The sequence below is a fragment of the Enterobacter cloacae complex sp. BZL2005 genome, from assembly GCF_049238885.1.
GTDB classification, from domain to species: domain Bacteria; phylum Pseudomonadota; class Gammaproteobacteria; order Enterobacterales; family Enterobacteriaceae; genus Enterobacter; species Enterobacter roggenkampii.
Window position 1 is genome coordinate 25,056 of record NZ_JBMKGI010000007.1, and the last position, 20,525, is coordinate 45,580.

23 protein-coding genes are annotated in these 20,525 nt (G+C 57.8%); 13 read left to right on the top strand and 10 right to left on the bottom strand.

Going from position 1 to position 20,525, the window contains the following annotated elements:
- The first annotated feature begins 1 nt into the window (after position 1).
- Positions 2 to 604, top strand: coding sequence for a short chain dehydrogenase (locus ACOTXI_RS13855; protein WP_025912360.1), 603 nt, complete (start codon positions 2 to 4; stop codon positions 602 to 604).
- On the opposite strand, the gene ACOTXI_RS13860 is transcribed toward ACOTXI_RS13855, so the two are convergent.
- From ACOTXI_RS13860 to ACOTXI_RS13890, 7 genes are all read right to left on the bottom strand, one after another.
- Positions 598 to 1,332, bottom strand: coding sequence for a class I SAM-dependent methyltransferase (locus tag ACOTXI_RS13860; RefSeq protein ID WP_058653913.1), 735 nt, complete (start codon positions 1,330 to 1,332; stop codon positions 598 to 600). The two genes, ACOTXI_RS13855 and ACOTXI_RS13860, sit on opposite strands and share 7 nt — an antisense overlap.
- 126 nt (positions 1,333 to 1,458) lie before the next feature.
- Positions 1,459 to 2,838 (bottom strand): amidohydrolase family protein, encoded by a 1,380-nt coding sequence (locus ACOTXI_RS13865; RefSeq protein WP_058653914.1) that lies wholly within the window; start codon positions 2,836 to 2,838, stop codon positions 1,459 to 1,461.
- Position 2,839: 1 nt separating this feature from the next.
- Entirely contained in the window at positions 2,840 to 3,796 is a 957-nt protein-coding gene (locus ACOTXI_RS13870; RefSeq protein ID WP_058653915.1) for a carbamate kinase family protein, read from the bottom strand.
- Positions 3,793 to 5,346: a hypothetical protein gene (locus tag ACOTXI_RS13875; protein WP_008502557.1), complete on the bottom strand. Its 1,554-nt coding sequence runs from the start codon at positions 5,344 to 5,346 to the stop codon at positions 3,793 to 3,795. Before ACOTXI_RS13875 ends, ACOTXI_RS13870 begins: the two co-directional genes overlap by 4 nt.
- Before the next feature lie 11 nt (positions 5,347 to 5,357).
- Positions 5,358 to 6,773: a DUF1116 domain-containing protein gene (locus ACOTXI_RS13880; RefSeq protein WP_058653916.1), complete on the bottom strand. Its 1,416-nt coding sequence runs from the start codon at positions 6,771 to 6,773 to the stop codon at positions 5,358 to 5,360.
- Positions 6,773 to 8,314: an acyl-CoA synthetase FdrA gene (fdrA, locus tag ACOTXI_RS13885; RefSeq protein ID WP_058653917.1), complete on the bottom strand. Its 1,542-nt coding sequence runs from the start codon at positions 8,312 to 8,314 to the stop codon at positions 6,773 to 6,775. Before fdrA ends, ACOTXI_RS13880 begins: the two co-directional genes overlap by 1 nt.
- A gap of 108 nt (positions 8,315 to 8,422) precedes the next feature.
- Positions 8,423 to 9,028 carry an ankyrin repeat domain-containing protein gene (locus tag ACOTXI_RS13890; protein ID WP_008502560.1) on the bottom strand — a complete coding sequence of 202 codons (606 nt, stop codon included), beginning with the start codon at positions 9,026 to 9,028 and terminating at the stop codon, positions 8,423 to 8,425.
- A 319-nt stretch (positions 9,029 to 9,347) separates the two neighbouring features.
- Here ACOTXI_RS13890 and ACOTXI_RS13895 point away from each other — a divergent pair, with 319 nt between their 5' ends.
- Positions 9,348 to 10,277 (top strand): LysR substrate-binding domain-containing protein, encoded by a 930-nt coding sequence (locus tag ACOTXI_RS13895; protein WP_058653918.1) that lies wholly within the window; start codon positions 9,348 to 9,350, stop codon positions 10,275 to 10,277.
- Here ACOTXI_RS13895 and ACOTXI_RS13900 read toward each other — a convergent pair.
- On the bottom strand, positions 10,274 to 10,432 hold the full coding sequence (locus ACOTXI_RS13900; protein ID WP_008502562.1) for a YqaE/Pmp3 family membrane protein: 159 nt from the start codon (positions 10,430 to 10,432) through the stop codon (positions 10,274 to 10,276). The two genes, ACOTXI_RS13895 and ACOTXI_RS13900, sit on opposite strands and share 4 nt — an antisense overlap.
- A 181-nt stretch (positions 10,433 to 10,613) precedes the next feature.
- Between ACOTXI_RS13900 and ACOTXI_RS13905 the strand changes: the two genes are divergently transcribed.
- The 3 genes from ACOTXI_RS13905 (at position 10,614) to ACOTXI_RS13915 (ending at position 11,703) form a co-directional block, all read left to right on the top strand.
- Positions 10,614 to 10,913 (top strand): ArsR/SmtB family transcription factor, encoded by a 300-nt coding sequence (locus ACOTXI_RS13905; RefSeq protein ID WP_008502563.1) that lies wholly within the window; start codon positions 10,614 to 10,616, stop codon positions 10,911 to 10,913.
- Between the two features lie 9 nt (positions 10,914 to 10,922).
- Positions 10,923 to 11,444, top strand: coding sequence for a rhodanese family protein (locus tag ACOTXI_RS13910; RefSeq protein WP_023325942.1), 522 nt, complete (start codon positions 10,923 to 10,925; stop codon positions 11,442 to 11,444).
- Positions 11,445 to 11,523: 79 nt separating this feature from the next.
- The gene (locus tag ACOTXI_RS13915) at positions 11,524 to 11,703 is read left to right on the top strand and encodes a hypothetical protein (protein WP_008502565.1); all 180 of its coding nucleotides are present in this window, start codon (positions 11,524 to 11,526) and stop codon (positions 11,701 to 11,703) included.
- A 38-nt stretch (positions 11,704 to 11,741) separates the two neighbouring features.
- On the opposite strand, the gene stpA is transcribed toward ACOTXI_RS13915, so the two are convergent.
- Complete coding sequence (stpA, locus tag ACOTXI_RS13920) at positions 11,742 to 12,146, bottom strand: DNA-binding protein StpA (RefSeq protein ID WP_008502566.1); 405 nt, start codon at positions 12,144 to 12,146, stop codon at positions 11,742 to 11,744.
- Between the two features lie 493 nt (positions 12,147 to 12,639).
- Here stpA and alaE point away from each other — a divergent pair, with 493 nt between their 5' ends.
- A complete protein-coding gene (gene alaE / locus ACOTXI_RS13925) occupies positions 12,640 to 13,089 on the top strand; it encodes an L-alanine exporter AlaE (protein WP_023294397.1) in 450 nt (149 codons plus the stop codon).
- Between the two features lie 32 nt (positions 13,090 to 13,121).
- Here the strand turns inward: alaE and ACOTXI_RS13930 are convergent, their stop codons facing one another.
- Entirely contained in the window at positions 13,122 to 13,466 is a 345-nt protein-coding gene (locus ACOTXI_RS13930; RefSeq protein WP_008502568.1) for a DUF2002 family protein, read from the bottom strand.
- Between the two features lie 160 nt (positions 13,467 to 13,626).
- On the opposite strand from ACOTXI_RS13930, the gene ACOTXI_RS13935 reads away from it, so the two are divergent.
- The 7 genes from ACOTXI_RS13935 (at position 13,627) to proW (ending at position 20,519) form a co-directional block, all read left to right on the top strand.
- On the top strand, positions 13,627 to 13,953 hold the full coding sequence (locus ACOTXI_RS13935) for a DUF883 domain-containing protein (protein ID WP_058653919.1): 327 nt from the start codon (positions 13,627 to 13,629) through the stop codon (positions 13,951 to 13,953).
- 243 nt (positions 13,954 to 14,196) lie between these two features.
- On the top strand, positions 14,197 to 14,436 hold the full coding sequence (gene nrdH / locus ACOTXI_RS13940; RefSeq protein WP_008502570.1) for a glutaredoxin-like protein NrdH: 240 nt from the start codon (positions 14,197 to 14,199) through the stop codon (positions 14,434 to 14,436).
- Complete coding sequence (nrdI, locus tag ACOTXI_RS13945; protein ID WP_044597751.1) at positions 14,433 to 14,843, top strand: class Ib ribonucleoside-diphosphate reductase assembly flavoprotein NrdI; 411 nt, start codon at positions 14,433 to 14,435, stop codon at positions 14,841 to 14,843. Before nrdH ends, nrdI begins: the two co-directional genes overlap by 4 nt.
- Positions 14,816 to 16,960, top strand: a complete 2,145-nt coding sequence (gene nrdE, locus ACOTXI_RS13950) for a class 1b ribonucleoside-diphosphate reductase subunit alpha (protein WP_058653920.1) — start codon at positions 14,816 to 14,818, stop codon at positions 16,958 to 16,960. The genes nrdI and nrdE overlap by 28 nt, the downstream gene beginning before the upstream one ends.
- Positions 16,961 to 16,969: 9 nt before the next feature.
- A complete protein-coding gene (nrdF, locus tag ACOTXI_RS13955; protein WP_058653921.1) occupies positions 16,970 to 17,929 on the top strand; it encodes a class 1b ribonucleoside-diphosphate reductase subunit beta in 960 nt (319 codons plus the stop codon).
- A 330-nt stretch (positions 17,930 to 18,259) separates the two neighbouring features.
- Entirely contained in the window at positions 18,260 to 19,462 is a 1,203-nt protein-coding gene (gene proV / locus ACOTXI_RS13960; protein WP_008502574.1) for a glycine betaine/L-proline ABC transporter ATP-binding protein ProV, read from the top strand.
- Entirely contained in the window at positions 19,455 to 20,519 is a 1,065-nt protein-coding gene (proW, locus tag ACOTXI_RS13965; protein ID WP_023617661.1) for a glycine betaine/L-proline ABC transporter permease ProW, read from the top strand. Before proV ends, proW begins: the two co-directional genes overlap by 8 nt.
- The last annotated feature ends 6 nt before the right edge of the window (positions 20,520 to 20,525 follow it).

Genomic DNA, 20,525 nt, shown 5'->3' on the forward strand with positions numbered 1-20,525 from the left:
TATGAAAATCGTCATTATTGGTGCCAGCGGTACGGTCGGTCGTGCGGTAACGGATGAGCTGAGTCGTCGCCACGAGGTCATCCGCGTGGGCCGCACGCAGGGCGACGAGCAGGTGGATATCACCTCGCAGGCGAGCGTTCAGGCGCTGTTTGAGAAAATCGGCCAGGTGGATGCCATTGTGTCCGCCAGTGGCGGCCTCTACTTCGGCCCGCTCGCGACCATGAAGGACAGTGACTTCAACCAGGGCCTGCAGGATAAGCTGCTCGGGCAGGTGCGTCTGGCGCTGACCGGCCAGCACTACCTGAACGAAGGCGGCTCGATTACGCTGATAAGCGGGATCGTGGCGCACGAGCCGATTGCGCAGGGGGTAAATGCCACCACGGTGAACGCGGCGCTGGAAGGGTTTGTTCGCGCCGCAGCCTGCGAACTGCCGCGCGGGATCCGCATCAACCTGATTAGCCCGACGGTGCTCACCGAATCGGTCGACACGTACGATGGCTTCTTCCCGGGCTTCGAAAGCGTGCCTGCCGCCACGGTGGCGCAAGCCTATCGTCGCAGCGTGGAAGGCGTGCAGACCGGGCGGGTGTACAAGGTCGGCTACTGAGCCTTGCGGGCGGCGATCAGCACCAGCATCGGGCGCTCCGCCTCTTCGGCCAGCGCGGGCCAGGCGTCAATCTGCGCCTGCGTTGGCCCCCATTCGTTGACGTTGCTTATTGTTAATCCGGCCTTGATCAGCGCGTTAAGCGTGGTGCCCAGCGTGCGGTGGTATTTGATCACCCCGTCCGCCAGCCAGTTGCTGACGCGCTGGCCTTCGTCCTGATAATGATTCACGCCCCAGAACCGCTCGCCGTTATCGTCGGTCAGCCAGCCCTGACGCGAGGCGCAGGTGTAAATCGGGTGCTCCATGGAAAAGACCAGGCTGCCGCCGGGCTTGAGCGCGCGCTGAACCCTGGCGAATAACGTGTCCAGTTCCGGAAGGTAGTGCAGCGCCAGCGAGCTGTAGACGAGGTCGAGGCTGCTTTCGTCGAGCTTGAGAGCGTCCAGATCGCTCCGCTGATAGTGAATCTTTGGGTCCACCGTAAGCTCCGCTGCGCGGGCGAGCATCTTTTCGGAGATATCAACGCCCGTGACCTCAGAGGCGCCCAGTTCGCGCGCGGCGCGGCAGAACCAGCCGTAGCCGCAGCCGAGATCGACAACCGATTTACCGGTTAAATCCGGCAGCATGGCCTTAAGCGCGGGCCACTCCGGCGCACCGTCCAGCCCCTGCACCGAGCGCGGAAACTGGGCGTAGCCTTCGAAAAACGCCGGGTTGTCGTAGATGTTTTGTGCCATGGCAGATCCCTCTTTAATAATGTGACTGCCAGTATAAAACATTGCCGGGTGGCGCTGCGCTTACCCGGCCTACGATTTGAGGGTTTCAGTAGGCCGGGTAAGGCGAAGCCGCCACCCGGCTCGCTTTTAGCCCACCGTACCCCAGACCAGATTGCCCTTATGGAACGTCGCGGTGCGCGGGGAGATGCGCGCCACGGCTTCGGCGGAACAGGAGGCGTCCACCAGCACAAAGCTGGCGTCGTCCTGCGCTTTCGGCCACACGCGTTCGCCTTTGTCGTTCAGCGGCAGCACGTCGCCGATGGCGATGCCGAGCGCGCGGGAGAGCGTCTGCTCGTTCGGGCGGATGTAGAGCTGGGCGTAGAGATTCGCTTTTTCCAGCATGTCCCCCAGACCGTACGGCGACCAGTGGTCGATTACGCTGTCGGTGCCGGTCATCACAAACACGCCTTTATCGCGCAGCTGCTTCAGCGGCATATGCAGGGTGCCAATCGGCACGGTGGAGGCGATGGTCACCTGCTGCGCCGCCATGCGGATAGCAATCTCATCCACCTGCTGCTCGTTGAGCGTCGCCAGCGCGAAGGCGTGGCTGATGGTCAGCTTGCCCTTCAGTTGCGGGGTTTTCTCCACGGTTTCGACCATGTAGTTCACCGCCGCCACGCCCGCCGGGCTGGTTTCGTGCAGGTGAATATCCACCCCTTTGTCGTAGTCCAGCGCAATCTGGAACATCAGATCGAGGGATTTCTCCATCGCCCCGTCGACGTTGGTCGGGTCCAGCCCGCCCACGTAGTGCGCCCCGGCCTGCATCGCTTCGCGCATCAGCTTTTCGGAATTCGACAGCAGCAGGCCGTGCTGCGGAAACGCCACGATCTCGCAGTCAAATCCGGGCTTGCGGCGCGCCAGCACCGCCTGCAGGTTTTCGAGATTCTTCAGGCCGGAGGTCGGCTCAATATTGCAGTGGCTGCGGGCGAGGGTGGAGCCTTTGGACTGGATCAGGTCGATCAGCTTTTCCGCACGCTCCTGGGTGTAGGGCTGGAGCTCAGGCAGCAGCTTCTGCTCAAGACGGATCATGTCCTGAATGGTGGTGCCCGCCGGGCGGTTGAGCGAGCGCCATGGTCCGCCGTAAAAGGTTTTATCCAGGTGGATGTGCATGTCGCGCATTGCCGGGAGCATCAGCTTGTTGCCCGCGTCGTAGTGCGGCAGCGTGGCGTCGTCGTGGCGCTTGTTGTCGCGCAGGGCGACGATCTTGCCGTCTTTAATCTCCAGCGTTTTCAGCTCGGTGCGGGTGCTCGTCGCCACGTTGCCGTCAAAATTAAACCCGGCTTCGAGCAGCACGTTGTCCAGATAGTAATGTTTCGCGGTGATGGTCATCGGTTTACCCGTCTCGCAGGTTGGTTTTGCGGAGTCGGCAGCATACGCGACGGAACCGGTCGCGCCAAACAGCGCGCAGGCGGTCACCATTTTGCCGCTCTGGCTGATGAATTCACGGCGGCTTTTATTTTCACTCATCTTATCTTCCTTCATTCACAATATGGGTACCGGTTTCCCCGCGCAGCGCGGCGGGCAGGCAGTCCGGCGAGGTGATAATCACGCGCTTGCCGCCGTGGTGTAAAAACGCCAGCGAGGCGACGATTTTGGGCAGCATGCTGCCCGCCGGGAAATGGCCCTCGTCTTTGTAACGCGTCATCTGCGCCACGCTCACCACGTCCAGCGCCTGCTGGTTTGGCTTGCCAAAGTGGATGCACACCTTCTCCACGCCGGTGGTAATCACCAGCACGTCGGCGCGGATCTCGCGCGCCAGCAGCGCGGTGGAGAGATCTTTATCGATCACCGCGTCGACGCTCTGGTAATCGCCCTGCTCAGTGCGCTCCACCGGAATACCGCCGCCGCCCGCGCCAATCACCACAAAGCCTTTTTGCGTCAGGGTCTTGATCGCATCGGCCTCGACAATGCGCAGCGGCTTCGGGGAGGCCACCACGCGACGATATCCCCGGCCCGAATCCTCAACAAAGTGCCAGTCCGGATGCGCGCGCTGCAGTTCGTCGCGCTGCGCCTCGCTGAAGAACGCGCCGATCGGCTTCGTCGGGTGCGTAAAGCCGGGATCGTTTTTATCCACCTCCACCTGCGTGACGACCGTGACCGCTTTTTGCTCCCCGCGCGCGGCAAGGCGGTTGTTCAGCGCCTGCTGAATGAGGTAGCCGATGCCGCCCTGGGTGTCCGCCACGCAGTTTGCCAGCGGGGTCAGCGGGAGCCCTTCCCGCTCGTGGGCGATTTCGGCGCGGCGCAGATCCAGCCCCACCTGCGGACCGTTGCCGTGGGTGAGCACGATGTCATAGTCGGAGGCCAGCATTTCGAGCACCGACTCTGCCACCGCTTTAACCGCCTGCGCCTGATGTTCAATCGACTGGCTGGCGTTGTCTTTGATTATGCTGTTGCCGCCGATGGCAACGACCATAAGCTCTTTCATACGTGTTCCTTCGCAACAGTACCCGATGCAGCGCTCGTCACTTCCCGGCTGTCGAGAAAATGCTTCACCACAAACATGCCGCCCATCATCAGATACGCGGTGACGAACATCAGCGAACTGCCTTCGGCAAAGCCCACCACCGGCGCGTGGATCACCCCGAACAGCGCCAGCAGTGCCCCGCCCGCGGCAGCCACGGCGCCGCGCAGCGGTTTATTGATGATGGCGAAAATGGCGATACAGCCCCAGAGCATACTGGCGAGCGGTGCCCCGTTCCCCAGATGGACGAGTCCTTCGTAGTAGATCCCTTTGCTGTGCAGCACGTCGGTACCGATTTTGGCGGCATTCGTGCCCGCCGCCCCCATCACGCTGTTCATCATGGTCAGCGCCCAGTTGGCGATCCACGGGAACAGGCAGATGAAGATCACCGGCACTTCCACTTTCGGCGTCTCCCTCACCACCTGGTTGGCGGTGACCACGCCGATAAACACCAGAATCGGCACGATGGCGGTCATCGGGATGATGGCGAGCATAAAGGCTCCCAGCCCGAACAGCGGCACGATGAACATGGTCACGCCGGATGCCAGCGTATAGCCAATGCTTGCCCCCATCGCTTTCCAGCCGGGATGGCCGACGTAGACCGTCACCGGGAACGGGTTGCCCATCAGGCAGCCGAGCATGGAGGCCAGACCGTTCGCCAGCATGACTTTACGCGTCGGGTATTCATCCCCCGCCGCGTGAGCGCTTTCGATGTTCTCCAGGTCAAAGATGTAGTTCGCCAGACCCAGCGGCACGGCAGAGGCCAGATACGGCAGCGCATGCGGCAAGCCCTGCAGGAAGCCCTCCACATGCACCTGCGGCGGGTTAAAGCCGAACGATGACATGGAGGCTTTGATCGCTTCCGGGCTCTGCAGGCCGGAGATCCACGCCAGGGCCGTACCGGCAATCAGCAACAGCAGACCGGTCGGGATTTTGGCGAAAATCGGCTTTTTACCGAACCAGTTAATAAAGATCAGCAGCAGCACGATAAACGACACGGTCGGCGCTTCGAACGCCTGCAGCATCGGGTTCATCGCCAGCAGCAGCAGGCCCAGGCCGGAGAGGCACGACAGCAGCACGGTGCGCGGGATCATCTTGCGGATGGTTTCACCGAGGAACGAACCGCCCGCCAGGATCATCGCCTCCACGAAGCACCACACCAGGCCAATCTGAATCGCGAACTCCGCATCGCCCGTTTGCTGATAGACCGGCATCAGCACCAGGAAGGTCACGGTAAAAATTGACGGCGCGCTGGGGCCGGACGGCAGCGCGGTGACGTCCGTGCGCCCGGTCTGGCGCGCCATCTGCATGCCGAACCACGCATAGCAAATACTCGCGGCCAATACCGCCAGCCCGAAGGCTGGCGCAATGCGTCCATAAACAATCTCCTTCGGGATGCCGACGACAAAAATGAGCAACCCCATCATGGTCAGCAGATTGGTCAGGTTGTTGGTCATCAACCCGAAATACGCCGCCCAGTCACCTCTTTTCCACTCCAGTTTCATGTTTTTCATGGATGCATGCCTTATAAAAAGTAGCGATCGCGGAAGGTCAACAGCGCCTTTTCAAAACAGCTAAACGGCGGGTGAACGATGCCCGCCCCAATCATGCCGATGCCCGCGTCTTTGTGGGCAATGGCGGTATTGATGACCGGCAGAATGCCGCTGCCCGCGACCTTCGTGATGTCGATGGCGGTCGGGATCCCCATAAAGGAGAGCAGCGGAATGGTGACGTTCGGGTTTTCGCCAAGGGTGATTTCGCGCATCTGACGGGAGAAGTCGATGGCTTCCTCCACCGTGCCGCCCACCAGCGCCACGATTGCCGGTGCCGTCGCCATCGCAAAGCCGCCGATGCCGTAGGTTTCGGTGATCGCGCTGTCGCCGATGTCCAGCCCGGAATCCTCCGGCTTATAGCCCGCGAACATCGGGCCAATCACCTGCTGCGCCGGGCCGGTGAACCACTGCCCCGGCAGGCCGGAGACGCGCAGGCCGAACTCGTAGCCGTTGCGCGCCATGGTGGTCACGACGGTGCTGTATTCAATGCCGTGGGCAGCGTCCAGCGCGGCTTTACACATCGCCATCCACGTCGGGCCGGAGAAGTAGTCGCTGCTGGCGACAAACTCGAACACCTCGCGCTGCTGCGCCACCGGGTAGCCCGCCTGGATCAGCCCCGGCGTCAGCGCCTGAATCAGCAGCGTGGTGCCCGCGTTGTTGCGGTTGTGGCACTCGTCGCCCATGTGCAGCGCCTGGGCCAGCATCAGGCGCAGGTCGATTTCGCCGATAATCTTCATCGCGTCGCGCAGCATCGGGCCGAGCACGTCGCGCATCCAGTTCAGGCGATCGATGACGCTCTGGTCGTTGGCGCCCATGCGCAGGATCTTCGCCATCTGCTCGCTGAGGTTGGTGAACGCGCGGTTGCCGTAGGTTTTGTTCTCCACGATGTGCATAAACATCGACGCGGAGGTGACGCCCGCCATCGAGCCCACGCAGTCGTGCTCGTGGCACGGCGAGAAGGCGATCTCCCCGGAGGCGGCAAGCCTGGCCGCATCCTCCAGATCCGTCGCCAGACCTTCAAACACCAGCGCACCGGTGACCGCGCCCTTCATCGCGCCGCACATGTTTTCCCAGGAGACTGGCGGACCGGCGTGCAGAATGGTGGTGCGGGTCATCCCCGGCACAACGTTAATCGCCTGGTCATAGCCCACCAGCACCGGATGGGACTGAATAATGCGCTCAAGGGCGATTTGGTTGGCGGCGGCAATCTTCTCCGCCAGCGGTTTTTTCGCCAGCTGGTCGAGCGCTTCCACCACCTGCATATTGCCCTGCCCCGGCGGCGTCCAGTCGAGCGGGGTCACGGGTACGTGCTGCTTTTTAAGATCGTCGCTGAACATCGCGAGACCCACGTTAATGACGTTCAGCGGCTGGTTGAATAAGGTGGTCATTATGCGTTCTCCCCTTTGCAGACAAATTCGCGTGCCAGTAATCCGGTATTGGTGCTGCTGCTGGCCCAGATGACGCCTGCGTCGGTCAGCCGCTGGCACTGCTGCGCCAGCGACTGCGGATCCTGGTCGGTGCCGAGCACGTAGCCGAGGATCTCAAGCGGACGGTTATCGGCTTTCGCGATGGCCTGCGCCTCTTTGATCGCCTCGATCATCACCCCTACCGGATCTTCGTGCGCGCCGAAGCCCAGCACGAAGTCCATCACGATGACGCCCACTTCCGGATCGCGCGCCTCCTGCAGCAGGCGGCTGATGCGGTTGGTCGGGTCGATCATCGGGTGCGGCTTGCCGTTGGTGAACTCATCGTCGCCAAAGTCGAGGAAGGTGTGGGCCTGACTGACGCTTATGTCGCTCAGGCGCTTAGCCGGATCCGGCTGGATGTTGCTGTAGACGTCGTCGAATTTCGCAAGCGCCGCAAACATCGCCTCGTCGCACAGGGTGCCGCCGCAGAACAGGCCGCGAATGTACTTCTGCTGCGGGGTCAGGCGGGCGCGCACTTCTTCAATCAATGGCCAGTTGAGCGGGTGCAGATCGAGGGACTCTTTTTTGATGCCGGTAAGCAGAACGGCCTTCAGCGCCGCCTCTTTGGTGCCGCGCGCAAACTGCAGTCCGTCCTCATCGGCGGGCGGTTCATTGCGCCCGAGGAAGCAAACAACCACCGGCTTGCGGCAGGCTTTGGCGCGGGCCAGCACCTTCTCTGCCACGGCTGGCGCAGGCGGCTTGGAGATCAGCGCAATCACCTCTGTGCCCTCGTCGGCTTCCAGCATGTCGATGGCGTCGAGCATCATCAGGCCGCCGATCTTCTCGCTAAGATCGCGCCCGCCGGTGCCAATCAGCTGCGACACGCCGCCGCCGAATTCATGGATGCGCACGCTTAGCTCCTGGCTGCCGGTGCCGGACGCGCCGACGATGCCAATCGGCCCGCGACGCACCGCGTTGGCGAAGCACAATCCCGCGCCGTTGATGATGGCGGTGCCGCAGTCCGGCCCCATCATCAGCAGTCCTTTCTGGTGCGCCAGCTGCTTCAGCGCCAGCTCGTCGTCGAGCGAGACGTTATCGGAGAAAAGCATCACGTTGAGATCGTGTTCCAGCGCCTGGCGCGCTTCACGGGCAGCGAAGGTGCCGTTGACGGAAATCACCGCGAGGTTGCTCTCCGGGCGATGTTTTTTGGCGCTGGCAATCGTCGCGTAGCGTGCTTCATGGGTGCCGCTGCTCGCTTTATGGGTAAATAAAGCTTCTATTTCCGCCAGCGTTTCATCGTTCGCCGCGTCGCCTTTAATCACGATCATCAGGTCGCCATTTTTGGCTTCCGCTAATTCCGGCGTGAGCAACCCGAGATTTTTCAGAACGCCTTTATTCATTTCCGTCGCCATTGCCACAAACGCCTGTTCGACGCCCGGCAATTTATTGGCTTTGGTGGAAACCGACATTAAGGAAACCGAATCGAAATACGTGTTCTTTTTTATGACGATTTTGGTTGGCATTGTTTTCTCCTGAATACGGATAAAAGGGGGCCGCCGTCGTGCAAAATGCACGTCGGTAAAAATGCTTTTTTAAATTAGCGGCCAGCCGGAACGGGCTGACCGGTCGTGTTACGCGCCCGCCGCCAGCAGCAGGTCGGCAATCTCAGTGAAGCCTTTCTCCCGCGCCAGTTCGAGCGGGGTTTTGCCGTATTTGTCGGTCATGTGCGGGTTCGCGCCGTGATCCAGCAGCAGCTTCACAATCTCTTGCTGTTTCGCACCGCCGTCGTTTAACACAATGGCTTCCAGCAGCGGCGTCCAGCCGACAAAGTTGGTGTGGTTAACGTTAATGTCGGTTTTTTCCAGCAGCTCGCGCACGATCTCCACGTGCCCTTTTTCACTGGCAGGGGTAATGCCCACGCCGCCGAAGCGGGTAAGGCGGTCGAGATCCGGATTCGCGGGTAATACCAGCCGCAGGAGGGTTAAATCGTTCGTCAGGCAGCTGATCAGGAAGGGGTTAAAACAGGTCTGGTCCTGTTTATCAATATCTGCCCCGGCGGCAATTAATAACGCCACGCAGGAATAGTGTTTTTTCAGGCTGGCAATCGTAACGGCGGTTCTTTTCTGGCGGTTAGTGGCGTTAATATCCACGCCTTTTTCCAGACAGGCTTTTAGCGCATCGCTATTTCCCTCTTCTGCCGCCAGCAGAAATTCCGTAACCAGTTCAGTTGCAGACATATTCAGACTCCCGATGTTTTATTGCTCTTGACCCGAGAATAGCAACAGCCTGGTCATAAAAGAATCCGCTTAAAAATGATTCATCGACAGTGAATTCATTGTTGAGATAAATTCAACAGTCGTGATAAAACGTGCGTCCGTGCAACCTTTTTCTTATGTTTAACCGCTTTTTAGCGCCTCAGGCTGCATTATCCTTATGGTTGAAAAAGCCTTGCATGACGGGGCTCTGCGTAAAGAGTCAGAACTGTGATCGGCTTCAAATGTGTTGTAAAGGCGTTGTTAAAATATGTTCAAAACTGATGACTGAGGAAGCTGTGATATGAATTCCATCTTTACCGAAGAGAACCTGCTGGCCTTCACCACCGCCGCCCGCTTCGGCAGCTTCAGCAAAGCCGCCGCCGAGCTGGGCGTCACCACCTCGGCCATCAGTTACACCATCAAGCGGATGGAAACCGGGCTGGACGTGGTACTGTTTGTGCGTAACACGCGCAGCATTGAGCTGACCGAGTCCGGGTTCTACTTTTACCGCAAAGCCACCGACCTGCTTAACGACTTCCACGCCATCAAGCGCGGGATTGATACCATTTCACAGGGCATCGAGGCGCGGGTGCGCATCTGTATCAACCAGCTGTTATATACGCCGCGCCATACCGCGCGGCTGCTCCAGGTGCTGAAAAAGCAGTTTCCAACCTGCCAGATCACCGTCACCACGGAGGTCTATAACGGCGTGTGGGATTCGATCATCAACAACCAGGCCAATATCGCCATTGGCGCGCCGGACACGCTGCTCGACGGCGGCGGAATTGACTACACCGAGATCGGCGCCATCCGCTGGGTGTTTGCCATTGCGCCGGCGCATCCGCTGGCGTTCGTTCCGGAACCGATAGCGGAGAGCCAGCTGCGCCTGTATCCCAACATCATTGTGGAAGATACCGCACACACCATTAACAAGAAGGTGGGCTGGCTGCTGCACGGTCAGGAGGCGATTCTGGTGCCGGACTTTAATACCAAATGCCAGTGTCAGATCCTGGGCGAAGGGATAGGTTTTTTACCGGAGTATATGGCGCGGGACGCGGTGGAAGACGGGCTGCTGGTGACGCGACGTATCAATAACCCGCGTCAGGACTCGCGCATGCTGCTCGCCACGCAGCATGCCGCGACAGGCCAGGTCACGCGCTGGATCAAACAGCAGTTTGGTCCAGCGGGTGTGCTGACCGATATCTATAGCGATTTACTGTGGCGCGCTTAGCTTTTGCTCTGTACCCAAAATGCGTGAATGAGGCCGGGGAAGTAGCCCAGCAGCGTCAGAAGAATGTTGATGATAAACGCCCAGCCAAGCCCTTTGCCCAACAGCACGCCCAGCGGCGGCAGCAGGATGGTAAAAACAATACGCCAAAAACCCATATTAACACTCCGTGCAAGCTAATCCATTGAAAATAATAGAGAGAACCAGTTCTAAGCATAGCCAGTTTACCTGTCTGCGCCAGTTCCCTGCTCCGCGTTTACCCTCTTTTACGCTTTTGACGCTGGCGTAATGCGCACAATTACTTTAGCATTGCCTTAATTAAGTAAACGCTAAAGTACTATGACTGAACTCGAACAGCTTCAGGCCAGCGCAGAGCAGGCCGCAACGCTTTTAAAAGCGATGAGCAACCCGCGTCGGCTGCTGATCCTCTGCACGCTGTGCGGCGCCCCCGGCACCAGCGCGGGGGAGCTGGCCCGCGCGACGGGCCTGAGTCCTTCCGCCACGTCGCAGCATCTGGCGCGCATGCGTGAGGAAGGCCTGATCGCCAGCACCCGCGAGGCGCAGCGCATTCTCTATTTCATTAAAAACGACGCGGTGCATCAGCTCATCAGCACCCTGAAAACCCTTTATTGCCCGTAAGGAGCCGCCATGTCACTTCCCCTTCTTTCGCCGCGCGAGGCCAATGCCCGCATCGCCGATGGCGCAAAACTGATTGATATTCGTGATGCCGACGAGTACGCCCGCGAGCATATTCCCGCCGCGCGGTCCGTGCCGCTGGATACCTTACCCGGCGGACTTAAAACGCAGGCGGGTGAAACGGTGATTTTTCACTGCCAGTCTGGCGCCCGCACCTCAGGCAATGCCGATCGCCTTGCGCAGGCTGCCGCCCCCGCTCAGGCATTTGTGGTCGAAGGAGGCATTCAGGGCTGGAAGCAGGCGGGTCTGCAGACAGTCGAAGACAAAACCCAGCCGCTGCCGCTGATGCGTCAGGTGCAAATTGCTGCCGGGCTGCTCATTCTCTGCGGCGTAGTGCTGGGCTATAGCGTCTCAGACGGCTTTTTCCTGCTCAGCGGCTTCGTGGGGGCCGGGCTGCTGTTCGCCGGTGTGACCGGTTTTTGCGGCATGGCGCGGCTGCTGAAGGTGATGCCCTGGAACCGGCGTACCTCATAAGCAGTAATCGGTGAAATACGCTGTACCCGGTGTCATACGTGGGCTAAGGTGAAGATCGCTAAAACGATGAGGAGGTAATATGTTTTCTGTCGGTGATTATGTACAACCGCGTAAAGGCGGCCCGAAGCTGAAAGTGCTCGAAGTGAACGGTGAAAGCGTGGTGGCGGTACAGGCCAGCAATGAACAAGGCGAGAAATATACCCTGAAAGCCGCCGAGCTGGCGCCGTATACCGAAGACGGTGATTTCGGCGTCTGCTGAAAAGAGTGCCGGGCGGTATGTTCCGCCCGGTTCACGCATTAGATCAGAAAATCATCCAGTGATTTCCCCTCTGCCAGCGCGCTGGCAATAGGCTTCGGCGTACGGCCCTGGCCGGTCCACGTTTTCTCTTCACCGTTCTGGTCAATAAAGCGGTATTTCGCTTCACGCGGCTTACGCTTTTTCGTGGATTTACCCGTCTGCGCCAGTTCAGAGCCCAGCAGATCGGTCGGTGAAATACCATCGGCTTTCATCCGCTCCAGCAGAGCATTAATTTTCTCCTGCTGCTCGGCTCTCTGCTGCTCTAATTCCGCCAGCTCACTACGTTTCTCTTCAGCAACGACCCTGACTTTTTCCAGCATTTCCTCAAGAACGTCCAGGGATAATTCGCGTGCCATGGCGCGCAGAGTTCGGATATTATTAAGATTCTGTAACGTCAAAGACATATTATTTGAAAACCTTTTGTTTAGGGTAAATAGATAAATCACCGACAGAATAATTCATTCCCGCTGAAATATCTACCCGCGGGCTGACCTGCCAATAGCGTAAATATGTTTAACTGTCGCCGTTAATATTATCTTATAACGTCTGAGCGATACGCAGGGATTCAATCATCACTGCAATATAAAGGGTCAACCTTAATCAAAATTTCAGCATTCTGCGCTACCCGCAAAAGCACTGACTCACCTTTCAACATCAAGATAGTTAAGCTCATGATTTAAAACAAAAAACCATCGCACGAGACAGATTATAACGAAGCGAACAAAAAACCATCAATTTTAGAGAATTTTGTGGACAAAACGCGATTAAATAAAAATTAATCACTAGTTGTTAGTTCAAACGTAGAGATATACGCTATACACGTCAAACAAACCAACCTAAAGCACTAACCGCTTCGGGAAAATCGTTTCTTTTGTGTTCTTCTCAAGGAGTTCAGACATGTTCTCACCGCAATCACGCCTTCGCCATGCTGTGGCGGATACTTTCGCGATGGTTGTCTACTGTTCCGTTGTGAACATGTTGATCGAAATATTCCTCTCCGGAATGTCCTTCGAGCAGTCACTTTCTTCTCGTCTGGTGGCGATTCCGGTCAATATTATTATTGCCTGGCCTTACGGTTTATACCGCGATGCCGTCATGCGCTTCGCGCGGCGTGTCAGCCCCGCAGGCTGGGTGAAAAACCTGGCAGACGTTCTGGCCTATGTGACGTTCCAGTCGCCGGTTTACGTGGCCATTCTGCTGACGGTGGGCGCGGACTGGCACCAGATCGCGGCGGCGGTCAGTTCGAATATTGTGATTTCAATGCTGATGGGGGCGGTATATGGCTATTTCCTCGACTACTGTCGCCGCCTGTTTAAGGTCAGCCAGTACAGCCAGGCTAAAGCGTGATGTGAAGCGACTGGCGAACGCCAGTCGCGAATTTACTGTACGTCGCCAAACAGTCCCTTCAAAAACCGTTCCAGCGCCATACGCGAGCTGAAACCATGCGGAATACCATAATGCTCATGCGTCTCTCCGCCTAAATAGAGCGGAAATTGCTGATAATGATCGCAGGTTTTAATATCCGAGGCAGGTTCAGCAAATGACAGACTTCTGTCTTTCAGCGTCGGGTGAATAATGAGAGCGGTACGTCCCATTCTTGCTTCACGATTAACGTAAACATAATTCTCGCCACGGCGATATCCATACGCTTTTGGCGTCACCTCATCCATGGTGAATCCCTCTTTTTCAAGAACGCGTGCCACCTCGTCAGGTCGTAAATACATATCTTTTCCTCGTTATCTTTTCCTGCCCGGCAACCTTACAGTATTCAGCATTAGCAGGGCTTTCAGAATAGTCCATAAACTGGCGGATATCGCGTGATGCGCTTCAGATATTAAATTTCTGAACTAAACTGAACGGGAACACAAAATTACGGAGGATCGTATGTTTAACAGACCGAACCGAAACGATATTAACGACGACGCTCAGGATATTCGTAATGATGTCAGCCAATTAGCAGACACGCTGGAAGAGGTGCTGAAATCCTGGGGGAGTGACGCGAAGGACGAAGCGGATGCCGCAAAACGTAAGGCTCAGTCTCTGCTCCGTGAAACCCGCGCACGCCTAAATGGCCGCACGCGTACCACACAGGCTGCCTGCGATGCGGTCAGCTGCGCAACGACCTTAGTGCGCGAAAAACCGCTCTGCACGCTCGGCACGGTAGCGGCAGTCGGGATCTTCGTCGGCGCTCTGCTTAGCCTGCGTAAGTAAGCGCGAGCCACCAGCCCCGGTCGCCGCTGGTGCCGGGGCTTTTTAATGCCCGCAAGCCTGAAAAACCCGTACAACACCCCCTGCCCCGCTGTGCTCATCATCAGGGCATCATCAATCTAAATTTCCCATATCTTGTATGGTTGAAACTTAAGACAACTACATCTAGTATTCCCTTTAGCAAGATACACACAACCTGACGCGATGATTCGCGCCGCTCTCTCATTTTAAATGGAAATGCGAATCATGAGCATTATTATTTACACTCGTAACGATTGTGTTCAGTGTCACGCGACCAAACGGGCGATGGAAAGCCGCGGCGTGGCGTTTGAGATGGTGAATATTGACCAGCAGCCCGAGGCCGCCGATACCCTTCGCGCGCAGGGTTTCCGTCAGCTTCCGGTGGTGGTGGCCGGGGAGACCAGCTGGTCTGGCTTCCGCCCGGACATGATCAACCGCATCGCCGCGCAGGCCGCACGGGCATGAGTGGGCTGGTCTTCTTCTCCAGCAGCTCGGAAAACACGCTCCGTTTTATGGCGCGCGTCGGGCTGCCTGCGGTGCGCATTCCCCTCAACGAGCGGGAGCGCATCCGGGTAGAAGAACCGTACATTCTGGTGGTGCCCAGCTACGGCGGCGGCGGTACGGCGGGCGCAGTGCCTCGTCAGGTGATCCGCTTTCTGAACGATCCGCATAACCGCGGGCTAATCCGAGGCGTGATCGCGGCGGGCAATCGCAATTTCGGCGATGCCTTTGGCCGCGCCGGAGATGTCATCTCTCAAAAATGCGGCGTGCCGTATCTCTATCGCTTTGAGCTGATGGGGACGCAGCAGGACGTCGAAAACGTGCGTAAAGGAGTAAACGAATTTTGGCAACGACAACCGCAGAACGGGTAATACAGGCGATGCCGGATTACCACGCATTAAACGCGATGCTTAACCTCTATGACCGGGAGGGACGCATTCAGTTTGATAAAGACCGTGAGGCGGTGGACGCCTTTTTTGCCGCCCACGTGCGGCCCAACAGCGTGACCTTCGCGAGCCAGGATGAACGTCTCGACCACCTGGTTAACGAAGGTTACTACGACGCCCGCGTCCTCACCCGCTACGCACGCGCCTTCGTCGTGAAGCTGTTTGAACGCGCCCACGCCAGCGGCTTTCGTTTCCAGACGTTCCTTGGCGCGTGGAAGTTCTACACCAGCTACACCCTGAAGACCTTCGACGGTAAGCGCTACTTAGAAAGCTTTGAAGATCGCGTGGTGATGGTCGCGCTGACCCTGGCGCAGGGCGATGAAGCGCTGGCGCAACAGCTCACCGACGAGATCCTCTCCGGCCGCTTCCAGCCTGCCACGCCGACCTTTCTCAACTGCGGCAAAGCCCAGCGCGGCGAGCTGGTCTCCTGCTTCCTGCTGCGCATTGAAGATAATATGGAGTCGATAGGCCGCGCGGTGAACTCGGCGCTGCAGCTCTCCAAACGCGGCGGCGGAGTGGCGTTTCTGCTCTCGAACCTGCGTGAAGCGGGCGCGCCGATTAAGCGCATCGAAAACCAGTCCTCCGGCGTGATCCCGGTCATGAAGATGCTGGAAGATGCCTTCTCCTACGCCAACCAGCTTGGCGCGCGTCAGGGCGCGGGCGCGGTTTATCTGCACGCGCACCACCCCGACATTCTGCGTTTCCTCGATACCAAGCGCGAAAACGCCGACGAAAAAATCCGCATCAAAACCCTTTCGCTGGGCGTGGTGATCCCGGATATCACCTTTAAACTGGCTAAAGAGAATGCCGACATGGCGCTCTTCTCGCCGTATGACGTTGAGCGAATTTACGGCAAAGCGTTTGGCGACGTAGCCATCAGCGAGCTGTACGACGAGCTGCTGGCCGACGATCGCATCCGTAAAAAAACCATCAACGCCCGCGATTTCTTCCAGACGCTTGCCGAAATTCAGTTTGAGTCCGGCTATCCGTACATCATGTACGAGGACACGGTGAACCGCGCAAACCCGATTGCCGGACGCATCAACATGAGCAACCTGTGCTCGGAGATTTTGCAGGTCAACAGCGCCTCCCGCTATGACGAGAATCTGGACTACGCGGAGATCGGCAAAGACATCTCCTGCAACCTCGGGTCGCTGAATATCGCCCACACCATGGATTCCCCCGACTTTGGCCGCACGATAGAAACCGCCATTCGCGGGCTGACGGCGGTGTCCGACATGAGCCACATCCGCAGCGTGCCGTCCATCGAGGCGGGCAACGCCGCGTCGCACGCCATTGGCCTCGGGCAGATGAACCTGCACGGCTACCTGGCGCGGGAAGGCATCGCCTACGGCAGCCCGGAAGGGCTGGACTTCACCAACCTCTATTTTTACACCGTCACCTGGCACGCGCTGCATACCTCAATGATGCTGGCGCGCGAGCGCAACCAGCGTTTCGCGGGTTTTGAGCAGTCGCGCTACGCCAGCGGAGAGTATTTCAGCCAGTATCTGGAAGGCGACTGGCAGCCGAAAACGGCGCGAGTAAGGGAGCTGTTTGCCCGCGCCGGAATTGTGTTGCCGACGCGCGCGATGTGGCAGCAGTTGCGTGATGACGTGATGCGCTACGGCATCTACAACCAGAACCTGCAGGCGGTACCGCCAACCGGTTCGATCTCCTACATCAATCACGCCACGTCGAGCATTCACCCGATCGTGTCGAAAATTGAAATTCGTAAAGAAGGCAAAACCGGACGCGTTTACTACCCTGCCCCGTTTATGACCAATGAGAACCTGGCTTTGTACCAGGACGCGTATGAGATCGGCCCGGAAAAAATCATCGATACCTACGCCGAGGCGACGAAACACGTGGATCAGGGGCTGTCGCTGACGCTGTTCTTCCCGGATACCGCCACCACGCGGGACATCAACAAAGCGCAGATCTACGCCTGGAAGAAAGGTATCAAGACGCTCTACTACATTCGCCTGCGCCAGCTTGCGCTGGAAGGCACCGAAATCGAAGGCTGCGTGTCCTGCGCGCTGTAAGGAGAAAGGATGAAACTGTCACGCGTGAGCGCCGTTAACTGGAACAAGATCCAGGACGAGAAAGATCTGGAAGTGTGGAACCGCCTGACCAGCAACTTCTGGCTGCCGGAAAAGGTCCCGCTCTCCAACGATATTCCGGCCTGGCAAACCCTGAGCCACACCGAGCAGCAGCTAACGATCCGCGTCTTTACCGGCCTGACGCTGCTGGACACCATTCAGAATACCGTTGGCGCACCGGCTCTGATGGGTGACGCGCTGACGCCGCACGAAGAGGCGGTGATGTCGAACATCAGCTTTATGGAGGCGGTGCACGCCCGCTCCTACAGCTCGATTTTCTCCACGCTGTGCCAGACCAAAGAAGTGGACGCGGCCTACGCCTGGAGCGAAGCGAGCGAGTCGCTACAAAGAAAGGCGGAGCTGGTACTGACGTATTATCGGGCCGACGAGCCGCTGAAGAAAAAGATCGCCAGCGTGTTTCTGGAATCATTCCTCTTCTATTCTGGCTTCTGGCTGCCCATGTACTGGTCAAGCCGCGGCAAGCTCACCAACACCGCCGATTTGATTCGCCTCATCATCCGGGATGAAGCGGTGCACGGGTATTACATCGGCTATAAATATCAGAAAGGGCTGGAAAAGGTCAGCGACGCGGAGCGCGAGGAGCTTAAAGGGTTTGCGCTCGATTTGCTGATGGATCTGTACGACAACGAGCTGAGCTATACCGAGGAACTCTATGCCGGCACCGGCTGGGAGGAGGACGTGAAAGCCTTCCTCTGCTACAACGCCAACAAGGCGCTGATGAATCTCGGCTACGACGCGCTGTTCCCGCCGGAAATGGCGGAGGTTAACCCGGCGATTCTCTCCGCGCTGTCGCCCAACGCCGACGAAAACCACGATTTCTTCTCCGGGTCGGGTTCGTCGTACGTGATGGGCAAAGCGGTGGAAACCGAGGATGAGGACTGGGATTTTTAATGAACGTTAACGTTCGTTAATTTAATATAAACCCAACAATTTCCTCTCCAATATTTACAAAGCAACTACACTGTCATTTCCGTGCCCTATTCGCCTGAATCACCCGATTCAGGCGAAATTCCCCGATGCCGCAGCAAAAAATTGAGAAAAATTCAAATCCCGCTCAGCCCTTTACTCATGGGAAATTCAGCCGTTTCGCCTCCCTGAAAATTTACGTCATAAGCAAACCCAGGGTTGTCTCAGATTCTCAGTATGTTAGGGTTATGCCCGTTAACAATTTACCATGGTAATCATATCGACATAAACAAATAACAGGACACTCTCTATTGCATGGCAATTAAATTAGAAGTGAAAAATCTTTATAAAGTATTTGGCGAGCATCCTCAGCGCGCATTCAAATATATTGAGAAAGGCCTTTCGAAAGAGCAAATTCTGGAAAAAACTGGGCTATCGCTTGGCGTTAAAGACGCCAGTCTGGCCATTGAAGAAGGCGAGATTTTTGTCATCATGGGATTATCCGGTTCGGGTAAATCCACTATGGTTCGCCTTCTCAATCGCCTGATTGAACCCACCCGCGGACAGGTGCTGATTGACGGCGTGGATATCGCCAGAATATCAGACGCCGAGCTTCGCGAGGTGCGCAGAAAGAAGATTGCGATGGTATTCCAGTCATTCGCGCTGATGCCACATATGACGGTGCTGGATAATACCGCTTTCGGCATGGAATTAGCCGGCACACCCGCGCAGGAACGTCAGGAAAAAGCCCTTGACGCCCTGCGTCAGGTTGGGCTGGAAAATTATGCGCATGCGTACCCGGATGAACTTTCCGGCGGCATGCGTCAGCGCGTGGGATTAGCCCGCGCATTAGCCATTAATCCAGACATTTTATTAATGGACGAAGCCTTCTCTGCCCTCGATCCGTTAATTCGCACCGAGATGCAGGATGAGCTGGTAAAATTACAGGCGAAACATCAGCGGACCATTGTCTTTATTTCCCACGATTTGGATGAAGCCATGCGTATTGGCGACCGTATTGCCATTATGCAAAATGGTGAAGTGGTACAGGTCGGCACGCCGGATGAAATTCTCAATAATCCGGCAAATGATTATGTGCGCACCTTCTTCCGCGGCGTGGATATTAGCCAGGTCTTTAGCGCCAAAGATATTGCCCGTCGAACGCCAAACGGCATTATCCGTAAAACGCCTGGCTTCGGCCCGCGCTCCGCGCTGAAGCTCCTGCAGGACGAAGACCGTGAATATGGTTATCTGGTTGAACGCGGCAATAAATTTGTTGGCGTTGTCTCCATCGATTCTCTGAAAACCGCGCTCAGCGAAAACCAGGGCATCGATGCGGCGTTAATTGACGCTCCGCTTGCCGTGGACGCCGAAACGCCGCTCAGCGAGTTGCTCTCTCACGTGGGGCAGGCGCCTTGCGCCGTACCGGTCGTGGGTGAGGAACAACAGTACGTCGGCATCATCTCCAAACGGATGCTGCTGCAGGCTTTAGATCGCGAGGGGGCAAATAATGGCTGATCAAACTAACCCGTGGGGCACCACTGAAGCGGCGGACAGCGCTGCGCAATCCGCCGACGCGTGGGGTTCCACGCCAGCACCCGCCGACGGTGGCGGTGCGGCGGACTGGCTGAACAGCGCACCCGCGCCTGCGCCGGAGCACTTCAATATTATGGATCCGTTTCACAAGACGCTGATCCCGCTGGACAGCTGGGTCACGGAGGGGATCGACTGGGTGGTCACGCACTTCCGCCCGGTTTTCCAGGGGATCCGCATCCCGGTGGATTACATCCTGAACGGCTTCCAGCAGCTGATGCTGGGCATGCCGGCCCCGGTGGCGATTATCCTGTTCTCCCTGATCGCCTGGCAGTTTGGCAGCGCCGGGATGGGTGTCGCCACGCTGATTTCGCTGATTGCCATCGGCGCGATTGGAGCCTGGTCGCAGGCGATGATCACCCTGGCGCTGGTGCTGACCGCCCTGCTCTTCTGCATCGTCATCGGCCTGCCGATGGGGATCTGGCTGGCGCGCAGCCCGCGGGCCGCGAAGATTATTCGCCCGCTGCTGGATGCAATGCAGACCACCCCGGCGTTCGTCTATCTGGTGCCGATTGTCATGCTGTTCGGCATCGGCAACGTGCCGGGCGTGGTGGTCACCATTATCTTTGCCCTGCCGCCGATTATTCGTCTGACCATTCTCGGGATCAATCAGGTGCCTGCGGACCTGATCGAAGCGTCACGCTCGTTCGGCGCCAGCCCGCGCCAGATGCTGTTTAAGGTTCAGCTCCCGCTGGCGATGCCGACCATCATGGCGGGCGTTAACCAGACGCTGATGCTGGCCCTTTCGATGGTGGTGATTGCCTCGATGATCGCCGTTGGCGGTCTCGGTCAGATGGTGCTGCGCGGCATTGGCCGTCTCGACATGGGGCTGGCTACCGTTGGCGGCGTCGGGATTGTGATCCTCGCCATTATTCTTGACCGCCTGACCCAGGCCGTCGGTCGCGATTCACGCAGTCGCGGCAACCGTCGCTGGTATTCCACCGGCCCTGTTGGATTACTCACCCGCCCCTTTAGAAAATAAGGAACA

Coding starts and splice junctions, on each gene's coding strand:
- ACOTXI_RS13855 (WP_025912360.1), top strand. CDS start 2: ATGAAAATCGTCATTATTGGTGCCAGCGGTACGGTCGGTCGTGCGGTA.
- ACOTXI_RS13860 (WP_058653913.1), bottom strand. CDS start 1,332: ATGGCACAAAACATCTACGACAACCCGGCGTTTTTCGAAGGCTACGCC.
- ACOTXI_RS13865 (WP_058653914.1), bottom strand. CDS start 2,838: ATGAGTGAAAATAAAAGCCGCCGTGAATTCATCAGCCAGAGCGGCAAA.
- ACOTXI_RS13870 (WP_058653915.1), bottom strand. CDS start 3,796: ATGAAAGAGCTTATGGTCGTTGCCATCGGCGGCAACAGCATAATCAAA.
- ACOTXI_RS13875 (WP_008502557.1), bottom strand. CDS start 5,346: ATGAAAAACATGAAACTGGAGTGGAAAAGAGGTGACTGGGCGGCGTAT.
- ACOTXI_RS13880 (WP_058653916.1), bottom strand. CDS start 6,773: ATGACCACCTTATTCAACCAGCCGCTGAACGTCATTAACGTGGGTCTC.
- fdrA (WP_058653917.1), bottom strand. CDS start 8,314: ATGCCAACCAAAATCGTCATAAAAAAGAACACGTATTTCGATTCGGTT.
- ACOTXI_RS13890 (WP_008502560.1), bottom strand. CDS start 9,028: ATGTCTGCAACTGAACTGGTTACGGAATTTCTGCTGGCGGCAGAAGAG.
- ACOTXI_RS13895 (WP_058653918.1), top strand. CDS start 9,348: ATGAATTCCATCTTTACCGAAGAGAACCTGCTGGCCTTCACCACCGCC.
- ACOTXI_RS13900 (WP_008502562.1), bottom strand. CDS start 10,432: ATGGGTTTTTGGCGTATTGTTTTTACCATCCTGCTGCCGCCGCTGGGC.
- ACOTXI_RS13905 (WP_008502563.1), top strand. CDS start 10,614: ATGACTGAACTCGAACAGCTTCAGGCCAGCGCAGAGCAGGCCGCAACG.
- ACOTXI_RS13910 (WP_023325942.1), top strand. CDS start 10,923: ATGTCACTTCCCCTTCTTTCGCCGCGCGAGGCCAATGCCCGCATCGCC.
- ACOTXI_RS13915 (WP_008502565.1), top strand. CDS start 11,524: ATGTTTTCTGTCGGTGATTATGTACAACCGCGTAAAGGCGGCCCGAAG.
- stpA (WP_008502566.1), bottom strand. CDS start 12,146: ATGTCTTTGACGTTACAGAATCTTAATAATATCCGAACTCTGCGCGCC.
- alaE (WP_023294397.1), top strand. CDS start 12,640: ATGTTCTCACCGCAATCACGCCTTCGCCATGCTGTGGCGGATACTTTC.
- ACOTXI_RS13930 (WP_008502568.1), bottom strand. CDS start 13,466: ATGTATTTACGACCTGACGAGGTGGCACGCGTTCTTGAAAAAGAGGGA.
- ACOTXI_RS13935 (WP_058653919.1), top strand. CDS start 13,627: ATGTTTAACAGACCGAACCGAAACGATATTAACGACGACGCTCAGGAT.
- nrdH (WP_008502570.1), top strand. CDS start 14,197: ATGAGCATTATTATTTACACTCGTAACGATTGTGTTCAGTGTCACGCG.
- nrdI (WP_044597751.1), top strand. CDS start 14,433: ATGAGTGGGCTGGTCTTCTTCTCCAGCAGCTCGGAAAACACGCTCCGT.
- nrdF (WP_058653921.1), top strand. CDS start 16,970: ATGAAACTGTCACGCGTGAGCGCCGTTAACTGGAACAAGATCCAGGAC.
- proV (WP_008502574.1), top strand. CDS start 18,260: ATGGCAATTAAATTAGAAGTGAAAAATCTTTATAAAGTATTTGGCGAG.
- proW (WP_023617661.1), top strand. CDS start 19,455: ATGGCTGATCAAACTAACCCGTGGGGCACCACTGAAGCGGCGGACAGC.